Raw genomic sequence first — 15,094 nt, 5'->3', positions numbered from 1 at the left:
CGGGAAGCCGGCCTCGAGATGAGATTTCCATCCCTTCGGGGGAGAGGCTCCCAGCCAGACGACTGGGTTGATAGGCCGGATGTGGAAGACAGGACTAACGACTGTCGGAGCTGACCGGTACTAATAAGCCGATAACTTGACAATCACTACACTCACACACGTTTGAAGATCATTCATCGAAAGGCCGTGTGAGTGGCCTCCAAGATTGCTCGCGTCCACTCTGTGGTTCCCAACAGACGGAAACACACACATAACACAACACAGATTTCACCCCACCACATGTGGGGTGCCGTAACCACACACCCAACCCACCCTGGTGGGGCAACGTGGGTGTGGCACGAGTTTCGGCGGCCATAGCGCGAGGGAAACGCCCGGACACATTCCGAACCCGGAAGCTAAGACTCGCAGCGCCGATGGTACTGCAGGGGCGACCCTGTGGGAGAGTAGGACACCGCCGGACATTCATTCGAAGAGAGCCACCCATTGCTGGGTGGCTCTCTTTGTTTAACGCGACGTTCTCGGTGCTCCATAGCCTTTCGATCAGCGGCCGGACAAGTCCCCTCCTGAGCGGGGCGGTCGCGTTTACGCTGGTGGCATGGGGAATCGACTGCAGGAGGCGTTGAGTCCGTACCTGCGGAGCCACGCCGACAACCCGGTGGACTGGCATCCCTGGGGTGAGTCCGCGTTCGCCGCCGCACGCGAACGTGACGTTCCCGTGCTGGTGTCGATCGGCTACGCCACCTGCCACTGGTGCCACGTCATGGCACGTGAGAGCTTCAGCGATCCGGCGATCGCCGCGGTGCTCAACGAGCGGTTCATCGCGATCAAGGTCGATCGCGAGGAGCACCCAGACGTGGACGCGAGCTACCTCGCGGCCGCCTCCGCGTTCACGCGCGAGCTCGGGTGGCCGCTCACCGTGTTCGCGACGCCCGACGGCCGGGCGTTCTACGCCGGCACGTATTTCCCGCCGCGGCCCGTGCGAGGCGTTCCGGCCTTCGCCGAGGTGCTCGCGGCTGTCGACGAGGCATGGCGCGAACGGCGCCGGGACCTCGAGGAGACCGCCGACGCCGTCGGACAGGCCCTCGCCGCGGCATCCGTCGCCTCGACCGCCGGCGCGCTCCCCGGGGGAGCCGAACTCGAGCAGGCCGTGCGCACGCTGGCCGACGACGAGGACCGGCTGCACGGCGGGTTCGGCACCGCCCCCAAGTTCCCGGTCGCGCCCGTGCTGGCCTTCCTCGCGGCATCCGGAGTGGAGGGCCGTCGGCTGGCCGAGCGGACGCTGCGACTCATGGGGGCGTCGCCGCTCCGTGACCCGGTCGAGGGCGGGTTCTTCCGCTACGCCACCCGCGCCGACTGGAGCGAGCCGCACTACGAGCGCATGCTGACCGACAACGCCCTGCTCCTCGGCGTCACGGCGGACCTGGCAGCCGGCGACGACCCGCCGGCGTTCCTGCGGTCGCTGGCCATGGGCGTCATCGCCTTCCTGACCGAGCGGATGCAGCTGCCGGGCGGTGGCTTCGCCAGCGCCCAGGACTCGGAGAGCACCATCGATGGGCGTCGCAACGAGGGCGGGTACTACCGGCTTGACGCCGACGCCCGCGCGGAGCTCGAGCCGCCGGCACTCGACGAGAAGGTGCTGACGGGGTGGAACGGCCTGGCAGTCGGAGCCCTCGCCCGCGCCGGGTTCGTGTTCGGCGATGACCGCGCGATCGGGGCGGCTCGTCGCGCGGCCGACTTCCTCCGTGATCACCACGTGCGTGACGACGGGACGCTGGTGCGCGCGTCGCTCGATGGGGAGGCGTCCACGGCGGCGGCGACGCTCGAGGACACGGGCATGTTCGCCGGCGGCCTCCTCGAGCTCGCCTGCGCCACCGGTGATGCCGGGTACGCGGTGCTCCCGCGCGAGCTGATCGACCGCGCGGCATCCGCCGCACCGGAGGATGGCGCCGTGCCGTTCGCAGCACCGTCCGGCGGGGATCCGGTGCTCGTCGCGCATGGGCTCGCGCTGCCGTCCGATCCGGCGGAGGGTGCGACGCCGTCGGGTCTCACCGCGTGCGCGGACGCCGCGTGGCGGCTCTTCGCCCTCGGCGCCGGCGACCGATACCGCGAGCTCGCCGAACGCGCCATGGGATCCGTGGCCGGGATGGCGGTGCAGCGGCCCATCGCGTTCGGCGGCGCGCTGGCGCTCATGGCCCGCCTCGACGGCGGGCTCGTGCAGCTCGTGACGGTCGTCCCCGACGGCGCGGACGGGGATGGCGCGGGCGGTGCGGTGGGAGAGAACACGGGCGGATCGGGGGGCCTGGCGGCGGCGACGCGTCGGCACGCGGCATCCGTCGCCACGGTCGTGACGGAAGGGCAGGCCCGTGCCTTCGCGGACGCCGGCTTCGAGCTCTTCGAGGGCAGGACCGTGCACGACGGCGTGGCGACCGCCTACCGGTGCCGTTCCTTCGTCTGCGCGCTGCCGGTGCACGACGGGCCGGCGCTGGAGAAGCTCGCGTCCCGGAGCTGAGGCGGCCACGGCGTCCGGCGGCGGTCCGTACGATGGTGCCATGAACGATCGCGCGCGTACCGGCACGGCCGGGACCGTCGGCGCCCTGTTGCTCGACGTCGCCCTCGTGGTGGTGTTCGCCGTCATCGGCCGCTCCAGCCACGCCGAGGGGCTCGACGCCGCGGGCGTGTGGACCACCGCCTGGCCGTTCCTCGCCGGCCTCGGGGTGGGATGGCTCGCGGCGACCGCGTGGCGGCATCCGCTCGCCGTCTGGCCGACGGGAGTGCTGGTCTGGGCCGCGACGCTCGTCATCGGCATGCTGCTCCGCCTCGCGTCGGGCCAGGGCGTGCAACCGGCGTTCGTCATCGTCGCCGCCGTCACGCTCGCCGTCATGCTCATCGGCTGGCGGGCTGTCGCCGCCCTCATCGCCCGGCTGCGCCGACCCACCCGTGCAACGGCGGACGCCTCGTGAATCCCATCGAGTGGCTCTTCGACGCACAGCTGGTCATCGGAGGCCAGGTGATCCTCTGGCGCGAGATCATCGGCAACCTCTTCGGCCTCGCGAGTGCGCTCGGCGGACTGCGTCGCAAGGTGTGGGCGTGGCCGGTCGGGATCATCGGCAACGTGCTGCTCTTCACGGTGTTCCTCGGCGCCGTCTTCGACACGCCGAACCCCGTGAACCTGCTCGGGCAGGCCTCGCGGCAGGTCATGTTCATCATCGTCTCGATCTACGGGTGGGTGCGCTGGTCGCGGCACAGCCAGGTGAGCGAGAACGCGGTCGACCCGCGATGGGCCGGCACCCGTGCCCGCATTCTGCTCGGCGTCGCGCTCGTGGGCGGCACCCTGCTGCTCACGCCGCTCTTCCGGGCACTCGGCTCGTTCGAGCCCGTGTGGGCGGATGCGTGGATCTTCATGGGGTCGCTGCTCGCCACGTACGGCATGGCGAAGGGCTGGACCGAGTTCTGGCTGATCTGGGTCGCGGTCGACGTCGTCGGCGTGCCGCTGCTCATCAGCGCGGGGTACTACGCCTCAGCGCTGCTCTACGTCTTCTACGGCGCGTTCACGATCTTCGGATTCATCACCTGGATGCGCGTGCAGCGCGTCACCAGGCTGACGGAACCCGGTCGAGCACCGTCCATACCGCCGCGCTGAGCTCGGGGTGGTCGAGGGCGATCTCCCGCAGGAGCTCATACTCGAACCGTGCCGCGTCGCCGTCGCGCGCGGCCGGATGATACGCGCGGGAGCGCGCCGGGCTCCACCGATCGGAGTGCAGACGTTCCTCGCGCAGCGTGGCGACGACCTGCTCGTCGACCGAGGGCAGGTCGGGGAGGAAGACCCACGGATCTTCGCCGAGACGGCATCGCAGCTCGATGAGTGCGGCCAGCTCGTCTCGTGCATCCTGTCGCAGGCGCTCCAGCGTCGGCGCGTCAGCCATCTGCGACCTCCCCTCGCTCTTCGATCGTATCCAACGCTACGTGCACCGTGTGACGGGCGGGTTACGGCGAGTGACGGCACGTGGACGCCAGGTGACGCGAGTGTGACGCCTCGCTGCAGCAAGGCCGGCACCGCTGCTTGAATGGACCGGATTCGTCGAGGGGAGCGGCATGGCCGAGGAGATCCTGATCCTGCACGGGTGGCAGAACCGCCGCCCCGAGGGCCATTGGCAGCGCTGGCTCGCGGAGGAGTTGGCCTCCCGCGGGGCGAGCGTGCGGTACCCGCAGCTGCCGGAACCCGATGCGCCGGTGCTCGACGAGTGGGTCGACGCGGTGGAGTCCGAGCTGCAGGCGACGGATGCCGCGTCGCTCACCGTCGTGGCCCACAGCCTCGGCTGCCTGCTCTGGCTCGCGTATCTCGCCCGCCGCGCCGAGCAGGGCGAGGTCGGCGCGGTCGCGCGGAGGGTCGTGCTGGTCGCACCCGCGGCGCCCGACGTGCTCCGCGGCATCACAGAGATCGCGGCGTTCGCCCGATTCGGCGAGCCGGGGGCGCTCCCCGTGGCGCACGCCGACGCCGTGCTCGAGCGGGGCGTCGTCGTCGCGAGTGCCGACGACCCGTTCTGCCCTGCCGGTGCCGAGGTCGTGTACGCGACCCCGTTCGACTTGGACTACGTCGCCGTCGAGGACGGCGGCCACCTCACGATGGACGACGGCTACGGCCCGTTCCCGCTCGTGCTCGAGCTCCTCACCCGCTGACTGTCCCCGCGCTGCCGCGCGGGGCCGTGCGGTTGAATGGTGCGGTGAGTACTGACAGCGACCCGGCGCGGGTGGACGCCCTCCGGCGCGAGGCGGTCGGGCGGCTGCGCGACGACCTCGTTGCGGCTCGGTTCACGGTCGGCGCCCTGGAGGCGCTCTGGGGACCGGATGCCGCGGCCGCCCAGCACCGCGGCGAACGCGTTCCGGCGCGCCGGGTGCTCGAGGCGAAGCGCGCCGCGCACGGGGCATCCGCAGATCTCGCGACGCTCGCGGAGCTCTTCGTGCTCGGCGACGGCGTGCCGGAGTCGGATGCCGTCCATGCGCTGCCGACGCTCGGGGTCGAGGGGGCCGTAGAACTCGGGCTGCTCGCCCGGATGCCCGGTGCGGGCGGCGGGGGGCTCGGTGCGCGCGGCGGGGACGGCGGGCGCGGGGCATCCGTCCGCCCGCTGCTCGACCTGCGGCCGTACGCGTTCGCCGACGCGTTGGGCGAGGGGCACTGGTGGATCGTCTCCGACCTCGGCGAGATGGCGCTCGGGCATGCCCTCGGCGAGCAGCACGTGCTCGGCGTCGGCGGTGCGTCGATGACCCTCTCGGGGCTCATGATCCCGCGGCAGGCGCGAACCGTGCTCGACCTCGGAACGGGGTGCGGCATCCAGGCCATGCACGCGTCGCGGTTCGCCGACCGGGTCGTCGCCACCGACATCTCGGAGCGTGCGCTGGCCCTCGCACGGCTCAACGTCGCGCTCAACGGCATCGAGGGCGTCGAGTTCCGACTCGGCAGCCTCTACGAGCCGGTCGCCGGGGAGCGGTTCGACCGGATCGTGTCGAACCCGCCCTTCGTGATCACCCCGAGGGTGGTCGGCGTGCCCGAGTACGAGTACCGCGACGGCGGCATGGTCGGCGACGGCATCGTCGAGGCGGTGCTGCGTGGCGCGGCCGACCACCTCGAGCCGGGCGGGATCGCGCAGCTGCTCGGCAACTGGGAGTACCGGGAGGGCGCCGGTGGCGACGGCGACGGCGAGGGCGGCAGGGCCGACGGGCTGGAGCGCGTGCGCGGCTGGGCCGGCCCGCTCGACCACTGGATCGTCGAGCGCGAGCTGCAGCAGGTGACCGAGTACGCGGAGACGTGGATCCGCGACGGCGGCACCCGCCCCGGCACGCCGGAGTTCGACCGGCTCTACGACGCCTGGCTCGACGACTTCGAGCGGAGGGGCGTGCGGGAGATCGGGTTCGGGTACGTGCTGCTGCGGCATCCGGGATCGTCGGCGGATGCTGCCGCCGAGGCTGCGCCTGCTGCCCCGCGACTCGCGCGGTTCGAGCGCCGCTACGGGCCGCTCGGCAGCGATCACGGCGGACTCAGCACGCACCTCGCGGACTGCCTCGACGCGCACGACCGCCAGGCGGTCCTCGATGACACCGCACTCGCCGCCCTGCGGCTGACGGTCGCCGGCGACGTGACCGAGGAGCGGCACTACTGGCCGGGCGACGACGACCCCACGGCGATGCTGCTGCGCCAGGGCGGCGGCTTCGGACGCACGATCACCCTCGACACCGGCCTCGCCGCGCTCGTGGGCGCGTGCGACGGCGAGCTCTCCGTCGGCGCGATCGTCGCGGCACTGGCGCAGCTCCTCGACGTGGAGGGAACGGCGCTCGCGACCGACCTGCTGCCCGCCGTACGCGCCCTGATCGACGACGGGATCCTGCTGCTGCCGGCGGAGTGACCGGCTCGCCGACGCGCGACCCGGGCACTCGGCGAACACCGGGTGCTGCGGGGGTATTCTCATGGACGCATACCGAAAGCGAGCCCATGGCCGACAGTCCGCTCTCCGACTCCCCGTACGAGGTGCTCGGCGTCTCCGCCGACGCGGATGCCGCAGCCCTGCGCCTCGCCTACCGTCGCGCCCTGCGCCGCGCCCATCCCGACACGGGCGGCGACACGGCGCGGTTCGACGCGGTGCAGCGGGCGTGGGTCCTCGTCGGCACGCCCGAGGCCAGGGCCGCCTTCGACCGCGGGATGCCGGGAGCGAACGCCGCACCGACCCGCGAGGCGTGGGCGCCGACCGCGCCGCGCCGGCCCCGCGACTCGCGTCCACTGGCCCGGTCGTACGGCCACCCCGGCGGGCTCACCCGGGAGCGCTACCTCGACCGCATCCGGGAGTGGGTGGGTCGCGGCGTCGAGGTGCCCGACCCGTACGACCCGGCGCTCGTGCGGGGTGCGCCACGCGACATCCGGCACATCCTCGCCGACGCCCTCGTCGAGGAGGCGACGGCACGGGCCCTGTCGACGCTCGGCATCGCGTACACGATCTGGCATGACGTGGCGACGGATGCCGCGGGGCCGGGCCTGCCGCCGAAGCTCGACCACCTCGTGCTCGGGCCGACCGGGCTCTTCGCCATCCAGTCCGAGGACTGGGGCGGCCCGGTCGCGATAAAGCGCGGCGAGCTCATCGGCGAGGCGCTCGCCGGGGAACGGCCAATTCGCGCCCTCGCGGCACGGGCGAAGGCGATCGGTCGCGCCGCCCGGGTCAAGCCCACGGCGCTCGTCATCGTGGTGCCCGACGAGTACGCCGCCGAGCCACTGCAGCTCGGCGGGTCGGTGCGCGGGGCCGTCGTCGCACTCGTCCGCAGCTCCCGGCTGGCCAGCGCGGTGCGCGAAGGCGTCCCGGGGTCGGCGCACCTCGGCGGCACCGAGGTGATGGAGGTGCGGTCGAGGCTGCAGGCCGTGGTGCGCTTCGCGTAACGCGCTCGACTCGACCGCGACCGCTCCCGCGGTGTTGGATGGGATGGTGCCCGAGCTCGATACCGACGCCCACCTGTCCGACTTCGCCGACTTCATCCGCGACTCGCCCTCGTCGTACCACGCCGCCGTGTCGGTCGCCGATCGGCTGGAGGCGGCGGGGTTCGAGCGACTCGATGAGCGCGACGAGTGGCCGACCGGCCCCGGACGCCGCGTCGTCGTGCGCGACGGAGCGGTCATCGCGTGGGTGCAGCCTCGTGGGGCGACGCCGACGACGCCGTTCCGCGTCCTCGGAGCGCACACCGACTCGCCGTCGTTCAAGCTGAAGCCCGGCGCGTCGACCAGCTCGGAGGGGCTGCTGCAGGCCGGGGTGGAGGTGTACGGCGGGCCGCTCCTGAACTCCTGGCTCGACCGCGAGCTCGAGTTCGCCGGGCGGCTCGTGACGACCGACGGCACCCAGCACCTGGTGCGCACCGGACCGATGCTGCGCATCCCGCAGCTCGCCATCCACCTCGACCGTGACGTGAACAAGGGCCTGACCCTCGACCGCCAGCGGCATCTGCAGCCGATCTGGGGATCGGTGCCCGGTCCCGACCTGCTCGTGCACCTCGCGGGCGTCGCCGGCGTCGAGGCCGACGATGTCGCCGGACACGACGTGCTCATGGCCGACACGGCCGCGCCCGCCCGCTTCGGCCGCGAGGGCGAGCTCTTCGCCGCTGGCCGCATGGACAACCTCAGTTCCGTCCACGCCGGCCTCGTGGCGCTGCTCGCGGCGCCCGACGACACGGCGCACGTCAGCGTGCTCGCGGCCTTCGATCACGAGGAGCTCGGGTCCGAGTCGCGATCGGGCGCGAGCGGGCCCTTCCTCGAGGACGTGCTCGCCCGCGTGGCAGCCGGGCTCGGCGCCACCGACGGCGACCGGCGTCGCGCCTTCGCGGACTCGTGGCTGCTCTCCTCCGACGCGGGCCACGCCGTGCACCCGAACTACCCCGAGAAGCACGACCCGAACAACCGTCCGGTGCTCGGCGGCGGCCCCCTGCTGAAGCTCAACGCCAACCAGCGCTACGCGACCGACGGTGTCGGCGCCGCCATGTGGGCACGCGCCTGCCGGCAGGCCGGCGTGACGGCGCAACCGTTCGTGTCGAACAACACCATCCCGTGCGGCAGCACCATCGGCCCGCTCAGCGCGACCCGGCTCGGCATCCGCACGGTCGACGTGGGCACGCCGCTGCTCTCGATGCACTCCGCCCGTGAGCTCGCGCACGTCGACGACCTCGTGGCACTCGCCGCGGGGATCACCGCGTTCTTCGCGCCCGCCGGCGACTGACGCGCCGCCGACGCTGGCCGGATGTCGCGGCACGACGGCGCGATTTCACGCGCCGGCGTGCGGGCGGCGGTGCGAGGGTGAAGGCATGACCGACACCACCATCACCGCATCAGCACTCTTCGAGCACGTCGCCCCGCAGGCCGACGCGATCGCGCACTTCCGGGGTCGGCTGGGCTTCGAGTCCGATGTGTCGGATGTCGCGGCGGCACTCCGTGCGGGCGACCCCGGGTTCGTGCTGGTCGACACCCGGAGCGACGAGTCGTGGGCCCAGGGTCACGTGCCCGGCGCGATCCACCTGCCGGGGCGCCGGATCGCGGCGGAGGCCGCCGACCGCATCCCCGCCGGCACCCCGGTCGTCGTCTACTGCTGGGGTCCCGGGTGCAACGGCGCGACGCGTGCGGCGCTCGAGTTCGCGCTGCTCGGGCATCCCGTCAAGGAGATGCTCGGCGGGTTCGAGTACTGGGTGCGTGAGGGCTTCGCCTTCGACACCGCCGACGGCCTCGCGCAGCGGCAGGCCGACGCCCTCACGAACGTCGCCGCCACCGGCCTCCCGGCCGGTGCGGTGATCGACCACGGCATCACCTGCGCCTGCTGACCGTCTGCAGACCGCCTGGCGCCGGTGCCGGCAGGCGGCTCAGACCAGGCTGACGAGCGGCGCCTCGGGGTCGGCGGCCCATTCGTCGAGCGAGCCGTCGTAGACGGCGACATCCGCCTCGCCCGCCTGGCGGAGCGCGAACGCCGTGGCCGCCGCCGCGATGCCGGCACCGCAGTAGACGACGATGCGGCCGCCGTCGCCCGAGGGCGGGACGACACGGGCCCGAGCCGTGAAGTGGGCACCGCGTCGCAGCGTGCCGCGATCGCGGTCGACGATCGCGGCGAGGGGCACGCTCACGCTGCCGGGGATGTGCCCACGTCGCGGACGGCGTCCGGTCTCACCTCGGAAGTCGCTCTCGGGCGACGCGCAGACGAGGGCCGCCGGGGTTCGGCCCTCGACCACGTCCTGCACCTCCGCACGGTCGGCCCAGAACGTCGCGTCCGGCGACAGCGTCAGCGGCCCGGCCGAGCGCGGTGGTTCGTATCCCGTCTCGAGGTCGCGTTCCTCGGCCCTCCACCGCCGCAGCCCGCCGTCGAGCAGGGCGACCCGCGTGACCCCGGCCGAGCGGAGCAGCCACCACAGCCGGGCCGCCCACTGGCCGAGCGAGGTGTCGTAGACCACGACGGCGACCTCGTCGTCGATGCCGAGCTCGTGTGCGACACGCTCCAGCCGCGTGGCATCCGGCCTGGTGAACGAGAAGGGCCCGTCGGGGTCGGAGAACTCCTCGAGCAGGTCGGCGAAGACCGCCCCTGGCACATGCCCGTCGATGAGGTACTCGTCGAGGCCGCTGAGCCAGTGGAAGCCGGCCGCGGACTCGACGCCGAGCACGCTCGCGTCGACGACCACGAGACGGGGATCGCCGAGGTGATCGGCGAGCCAGTCGGTGGTGACGAGTTCGGCTGGGAGGTCGAGGACCGGCATGCCGACACGCTAGTCGCGGGGGGCTGCGCAGCGAGCGGATGCCGCAACAGGCCGTAACCGTCGAAGCGCGTCAGCGCAGCGGACCCCTGCGGCTCTCGAGCCACAGCGTGTGCTCCCGGAGCCCGTTGCGCACGGCCGCCTTGATGATGAGGTAGCCGATCCACAGCATGAGCGCGAGGACGGCGAGGTAGACGACGAGGCCGATGATGAGTCCGATGAGGCCGAGGCCCGCGAACAGTTCGGGTGTGACGGGGCTGGGGGTGTCCATCACGTCAGATTGTCAGAGCAGCGCGCGTCGCGCGAGAGTCCCGATCGGGGGCCATGGCCGCGCCCCGGCGAACGGTCGTGAGTTCAGCACTCGATGACGTTCACCGCGAGGCCGCCCTCGCTGGTCTCCTTGTACTTCGTCATCATGTCGAGGCCGGTCTGGCGCATGGTCTCGATCACCGTGTCGAGGGACACGAGGTGCGTGCCGTCGCCGTGCAGCGCGAGCCGCGCCGCGGAGACGGCGGTCGACGACGCGATGGCGTTCCGCTCGATGCACGGCACCTGCACGAGTCCGGCGACCGGGTCGCAGGTGAGGCCGAGGTGGTGCTCCATCGCGATCTCGGCGGCGTTCTCGATCTGGCGGGGAGTGCCGCCGAGCACCGCGCAGAGCGCTCCGGCGGCCATCGCGCAGGCCGAGCCGACTTCGGCCTGGCAGCCGCCCTCGGCGCCCGAGATGGAGGCGTTCTTCTTCACGAGGCTCGCGATCGCCGCCGCGGTGAGCAGGTAGCGGCGGATGCCCGCGGCATCCGCACCTGGAACGAAGCGCAGGTAGTAGTGGCCGACCGCGGGGATGATGCCCGCGGCGCCGTTCGTCGGCGCGGTCACGACGCGCCCGCCCGAGGCGTTCTCCTCGTTGACCGCGAGCGCGAAGGCGTGCAGCCACTCGGTGGACGTGTCGCGCAGGTGCTCGTCGCGGTCGTACTCCTCGAGGCGGCGGCGCACCTCGGGTGCGCGACGCTTCACGCCGAGCCCGCCCGGCAGCGTGCCCTCCGCGGCGAGCCCGTGCTCGACGCACTCGGCCATCGCCGCCCAGATCGCGTCGAGCCCGGCGTCGATGCCCTGCTCGCCGTGCACCGAGACCTCGTTGTACCGGGCGACATCGCAGAACGAGACGCCGTGCTCCTCGCAGAGCGCGAGCAGCTGGTCGGCGTTGTCGTAGGGCAGCGGATGCCGCAGCGCCTCGGACTCCTCGGGCGCGTCGCCGTCGCGCCGGATGAAGCCGCCGCCGACGGAGTAGTACGTCTCCTCGAGGAGCGGGAGCGGCTCGTCCTCGTCCCAGGCCTGCAGCGTCATCGCGTTCGGATGGCCGGGAAGCCGGGTGCGCGGCTCGAGGCTCACGTCGCCGCGCGTCATCGTGATCGGCTGCCGCCCGGCGAGCAGCACGTCGCCGCCTTCGTCGCCGAGGCGGGTCCACGCGCCGCGGACGTCGTCGGGGTCGCAGTCGTCGGGCTTCCGGCCCGCGAGGCCCGCCACCACCGCGTCGGGCGTGCCGTGGCCGAGGCCGGTGGCGCCGAGCGAGCCGTAGAGCGAGCAGGTGACGCGACTGACGCGGTCGAGGATGCCCTCGTCGGCGAGTCGCTCGGCGAACGCACGAGCCGCCCGCATCGGGCCGACGGTGTGCGAACTCGAGGGGCCGATCCCGATCGAGAAGAGATCGAGGGCTGAGACGAACGCTGTCACGGTTCAAGGCTACGCCGCCGATCGCGCACGCATCCGGCGTGCGGTCGCAGGATCCTGCGTCGGACGCCCGCGGGACGCACGCGCGGCGCAGGGCGTGCGACCGCCGCGTAGGCTGGATCGGATCCCCATGACTGATAACACCGCCACCATGCTGTCCGCGCTCGGGCCAGTCCTCCCGCAGGAGTTCGCCGCGGAGGCCGACGTCATCGAACGCGCGTTCGCCGCCGGGCCGTACGGCCACCTGCCCAAGCACCCCGAGCGGCGCGCGTTCGAACGCGACACCGCGGGGCGCGCGGCATCCGGTGCCGTGCTCGTCGCGCGTCGCGACGGGGGCATCGTGGGCAGCGCGAGCGTGCTGCGGGCCGCGACGCCGTACTCGCGGGTCGCGGTGCCGGGCGAGGCCGAGATCCGGTTGCTCGCCGTCGACCCCGACGCGCAGGGCGGCCGGCTCGGCGAGGCGCTCATGCGCGCGAGCCTCGAGACCGCCCTCGAGTGGGGTGCCGACGCCCTCGTGCTCGACACGGGAGCGCTGAACGTGCGCGCGCAGGCGCTGTACGAACGCCTCGGTTTCGACCGCGTGCCCGAGCGCGACGCGGCCGTCTCGACCGGTGAGGTCGGGGCCCTCGTCTTCCGGTATGCGCTGCAGCAGCGCGACGACGTGCGCGTGCGGCTCATGCGCCCCGACGAGGCCGACGAGGTCTCGGCGCTCACCGAAGCGGCCTACGCGGTCGACTTCGCATTGAGCGACGCCTACCGCGCCGACATCGCCGCGGTGGCCGGACGAAGCCGTGAGCACCAGGTCTGGGTGGCGACGGATGCCGCGAGCGGCATGCTGCTCGGCACCGCCTCGACGCCGCGCGCCGGCCGGGCCATCTCACCGCTGGCCCGCGAGGGGGAGCTCGACTTCCGATTCCTCGGCGTCTCGGCCACTGCGCGCCGCCGGGGGATCGGCGCGCTGCTCGTGCGGCACGTGCTGCAGCTCGCGCGCATCCGGGCGACGCCGCGCGTGGTGCTGAACACTGGCCCCGAGATGGTGGCGGCGCAGCGCCTCTACGACGGGCTCGGCTTCGAGCGGCTGCACGAACGCGAGTTCGTGTTCGAGCGGCCCGACGGGTCGAGCTTCCTCATGCTGGCCTACGGGCGGGACGTCGACGCGGAGGCCGCTGCGGCCTGATCGCCGCGCGCTCACAGCGCTCGTACGACACCCCGCGGCGGTGTGAGCGGCACGTGAGCCGCGTGTGAGCGCCGGTGGGGAGCATGGCCACATGCACACCACCACACAGAACGGCGACTGGGCCGTGGAGGCCGACGGCCTCGTCAAGGTGTTCGGTTCCAACCGCGCGGTCGACGGCGTCGACCTTCGCGTGGCGACCGGCACCGTCTACGGCGTCCTCGGACCGAACGGCGCCGGCAAGACCACCACCATCTCGATGCTCGCCACCCTCCTCCGGCCCGACGCCGGACGAGCGCGCATCTTCGGCCACGACGTGCAGCGCGAGTCGCAGGTCGTGCGCCAGCTCATCGGCGTCACCGGACAGTACGCGTCGGTCGACGAGAACCTCTCCGCCACCGAGAACCTCGTGATCTTCTCGCGGCTGCTCGGCCACTCGCACGCCGCCTCGAAGGCCAAGGCCGCCGAGCTCCTCGACGAGTTCGGGCTGACGGATGCCGCGAAGCGACCGTTGAAGAGCTTCTCGGGCGGCATGCGCCGCCGGCTCGACCTCGCGGCCAGCCTCATCGCGCAGCCGCCGCTGATCTTCCTCGACGAGCCGACCACCGGTCTCGACCCGCGGACGCGCGCCCAGATGTGGGGCACCATCCGCCGCCTGGTCGCCACCGGGTCGACCGTGCTGCTCACCACGCAGTACCTCGACGAGGCGGACCAGCTCGCCGACCGCATCGCGGTCATCGACCGCGGCCGCGTCGTCGCCGAGGGCACGGCCGACGAGCTCAAGGCATCGGTCGGCGAATCGAGCCTCGAGCTGCGCCTCGCCGACTCCCGCGACGTCGACGACGTGCGCGTCGCCATCGAGCGGGTGCTCGGCGTCTCGCCGACGATCTCGCCCGAGGCCGGACGCATCACCGCCCCCATGAACAACCCCGACCGCGTCACGGAACTGCTCGTCACCCTCCGCGACGAGGGCATCCACCTCGCCGAGCTCAGCGTGGCCAAGCCCACCCTCGACGAGGTGTTCCTGACACTGACGGGCCACGGCGTCGAGGACGAGGCATCCGCCGACGTCGCGGCATCCGGCACCGAGCTCGAAGGGAGCCGCGCATGAGCGCGATCGCCACCACCACCATCACCCCCGGCCACGAGCGCAAGCTCAAGAACCGCGTCAGCCTGCAGGAGTCGCTCTCGCACACCCTCACGATGGCGTACCGCGGGATCCTCAAGATCAAGCGCACGCCCGAGCAGCTCTTCGACGTCACCCTGCAGCCGATCATCTTCACGGTGATGTTCACGTACATCTTCGGCGGCGCGATCGCGGGCGACGTGCAGAACTACCTGCCGATCATCATCCCGGGAATCCTCGTGCAGACCGTCATCTCGACGTCGATCGTCACCGGCGTGCAGCTGCGCGAGGACATGGACAAGGGCGTGTTCGACCGGTTCCGGTCGCTGCCGATCGCCCGCATCGCGCCGCTCTCGGGGGCGCTGCTGGCCGACACCGTGCGGTACCTCATCGCCACGACCCTCACGTTCGCCATGGGCTACCTCATGGGCCTGCGCCCCGGCGGCGGACTGGCCGGCGTCATCGCCGCGTCGGTGCTCGTGATCGTGTGCGCCTGGTCGCTGTCGTGGATCTTCGCGTTCTTCGGCGTCGTCGCGCGCAGCGCCTCGAGCGTGCAGGGCATCTCGATGATGATCCTCTTCCCGCTCACGTTCCTGTCGAACGCGTTCGTGCCGGTCGACACCATGCCCGAGTGGCTGCAGTGGTTCGTGAACATCAATCCGGTCTCGCACATCGTGACCGCCGTGCGCGACCTCGTGAACGAGGGCATGGTCGGGCCCGAGGTCGGTTGGGCGCTGCTCGGTTCGGCCGTGGTCGTCGCGGTGTTCGCGCCGATGACCGTGAAGGCCTACATGCGGAAGGCGTGAGGACCG

15 protein-coding genes and 2 rRNA genes are annotated in these 15,094 nt (G+C 72.3%); 13 read left to right on the top strand and 4 right to left on the bottom strand.

The window, feature by feature from the left end; genetic code table 11:
* The 5 genes from AC1DZA_RS17940 to pnuC form a co-directional block, all read left to right on the top strand.
* A 23S ribosomal RNA gene (locus AC1DZA_RS17940) occupies positions 1-144 on the top strand; the annotation flags it as partial.
* Positions 145-343: 199 nt separating this feature from the next.
* Positions 344-460, top strand: a 5S ribosomal RNA gene (gene rrf, locus AC1DZA_RS17935).
* Positions 461-595: 135 nt separating this feature from the next.
* A complete protein-coding gene (locus tag AC1DZA_RS17930) occupies positions 596-2,509 on the top strand; it encodes a thioredoxin domain-containing protein (protein WP_476773768.1) in 1,914 nt (637 codons plus the stop codon).
* Positions 2,510-2,549: 40 nt separating this feature from the next.
* Positions 2,550-2,960, top strand: a complete 411-nt coding sequence (locus AC1DZA_RS17925; RefSeq protein WP_476773767.1) for a DUF3054 domain-containing protein — start codon at positions 2,550-2,552, stop codon at positions 2,958-2,960.
* Positions 2,957-3,640: a nicotinamide riboside transporter PnuC gene (gene pnuC, locus AC1DZA_RS17920; protein ID WP_476773766.1), complete on the top strand. Its 684-nt coding sequence runs from the start codon at positions 2,957-2,959 to the stop codon at positions 3,638-3,640. The genes AC1DZA_RS17925 and pnuC overlap by 4 nt, the downstream gene beginning before the upstream one ends.
* On the opposite strand, the gene AC1DZA_RS17915 is transcribed toward pnuC, so the two are convergent.
* Entirely contained in the window at positions 3,591-3,923 is a 333-nt protein-coding gene (locus tag AC1DZA_RS17915; protein ID WP_159606609.1) for a hypothetical protein, read from the bottom strand. The genes pnuC and AC1DZA_RS17915 overlap by 50 nt on opposite strands.
* A gap of 169 nt (positions 3,924-4,092) precedes the next feature.
* On the opposite strand from AC1DZA_RS17915, the gene AC1DZA_RS17910 reads away from it, so the two are divergent.
* The 5 genes from AC1DZA_RS17910 (at position 4,093) to AC1DZA_RS17890 (ending at position 9,336) form a co-directional block, all read left to right on the top strand.
* A complete protein-coding gene (locus AC1DZA_RS17910; protein ID WP_476773765.1) occupies positions 4,093-4,677 on the top strand; it encodes an RBBP9/YdeN family alpha/beta hydrolase in 585 nt (194 codons plus the stop codon).
* Between the two features lie 44 nt (positions 4,678-4,721).
* Positions 4,722-6,398 carry a DUF7059 domain-containing protein gene (locus AC1DZA_RS17905; RefSeq protein ID WP_476773764.1) on the top strand — a complete coding sequence of 559 codons (1,677 nt, stop codon included), beginning with the start codon at positions 4,722-4,724 and terminating at the stop codon, positions 6,396-6,398.
* 86 nt (positions 6,399-6,484) lie between these two features.
* Positions 6,485-7,417, top strand: a complete 933-nt coding sequence (locus tag AC1DZA_RS17900) for a nuclease-related domain-containing protein (protein WP_476773763.1) — start codon at positions 6,485-6,487, stop codon at positions 7,415-7,417.
* A 43-nt stretch (positions 7,418-7,460) separates the two neighbouring features.
* The gene (locus tag AC1DZA_RS17895) at positions 7,461-8,741 is read left to right on the top strand and encodes a M18 family aminopeptidase (protein ID WP_476773772.1); all 1,281 of its coding nucleotides are present in this window, start codon (positions 7,461-7,463) and stop codon (positions 8,739-8,741) included.
* An 85-nt stretch (positions 8,742-8,826) separates the two neighbouring features.
* Complete coding sequence (locus AC1DZA_RS17890) at positions 8,827-9,336, top strand: rhodanese-like domain-containing protein (RefSeq protein ID WP_476773762.1); 510 nt, start codon at positions 8,827-8,829, stop codon at positions 9,334-9,336.
* 39 nt (positions 9,337-9,375) lie between these two features.
* On the opposite strand, the gene AC1DZA_RS17885 is transcribed toward AC1DZA_RS17890, so the two are convergent.
* The 3 genes from AC1DZA_RS17885 to AC1DZA_RS17875 all read right to left on the bottom strand — a co-directional run bounded on the left by AC1DZA_RS17885 (position 9,376) and on the right by AC1DZA_RS17875 (position 11,985).
* Entirely contained in the window at positions 9,376-10,257 is an 882-nt protein-coding gene (locus tag AC1DZA_RS17885; protein WP_476773761.1) for a sulfurtransferase, read from the bottom strand.
* A gap of 70 nt (positions 10,258-10,327) precedes the next feature.
* Entirely contained in the window at positions 10,328-10,525 is a 198-nt protein-coding gene (locus tag AC1DZA_RS17880; protein ID WP_476773760.1) for a hypothetical protein, read from the bottom strand.
* Positions 10,526-10,608: 83 nt separating this feature from the next.
* Complete coding sequence (locus AC1DZA_RS17875) at positions 10,609-11,985, bottom strand: L-serine ammonia-lyase (RefSeq protein WP_476773759.1); 1,377 nt, start codon at positions 11,983-11,985, stop codon at positions 10,609-10,611.
* A gap of 127 nt (positions 11,986-12,112) precedes the next feature.
* On the opposite strand from AC1DZA_RS17875, the gene AC1DZA_RS17870 reads away from it, so the two are divergent.
* The 3 genes from AC1DZA_RS17870 (at position 12,113) to AC1DZA_RS17860 (ending at position 15,088) form a co-directional block, all read left to right on the top strand.
* Complete coding sequence (locus AC1DZA_RS17870; protein ID WP_476773758.1) at positions 12,113-13,159, top strand: GNAT family N-acetyltransferase; 1,047 nt, start codon at positions 12,113-12,115, stop codon at positions 13,157-13,159.
* Between the two features lie 91 nt (positions 13,160-13,250).
* Complete coding sequence (locus tag AC1DZA_RS17865) at positions 13,251-14,267, top strand: ATP-binding cassette domain-containing protein (RefSeq protein ID WP_476763400.1); 1,017 nt, start codon at positions 13,251-13,253, stop codon at positions 14,265-14,267.
* Positions 14,264-15,088 (top strand): ABC transporter permease, encoded by an 825-nt coding sequence (locus AC1DZA_RS17860; protein ID WP_476763401.1) that lies wholly within the window; start codon positions 14,264-14,266, stop codon positions 15,086-15,088. Before AC1DZA_RS17865 ends, AC1DZA_RS17860 begins: the two co-directional genes overlap by 4 nt.
* Positions 15,089-15,094 lie beyond the last annotated feature (6 nt).

It is taken from the genome of Agromyces sp. P2_B3 (assembly GCF_056404815.1).
The sequence above is the reverse complement of the archived record's forward strand: the minus strand, read 5'-3'. Positions and strand labels throughout refer to the sequence as shown.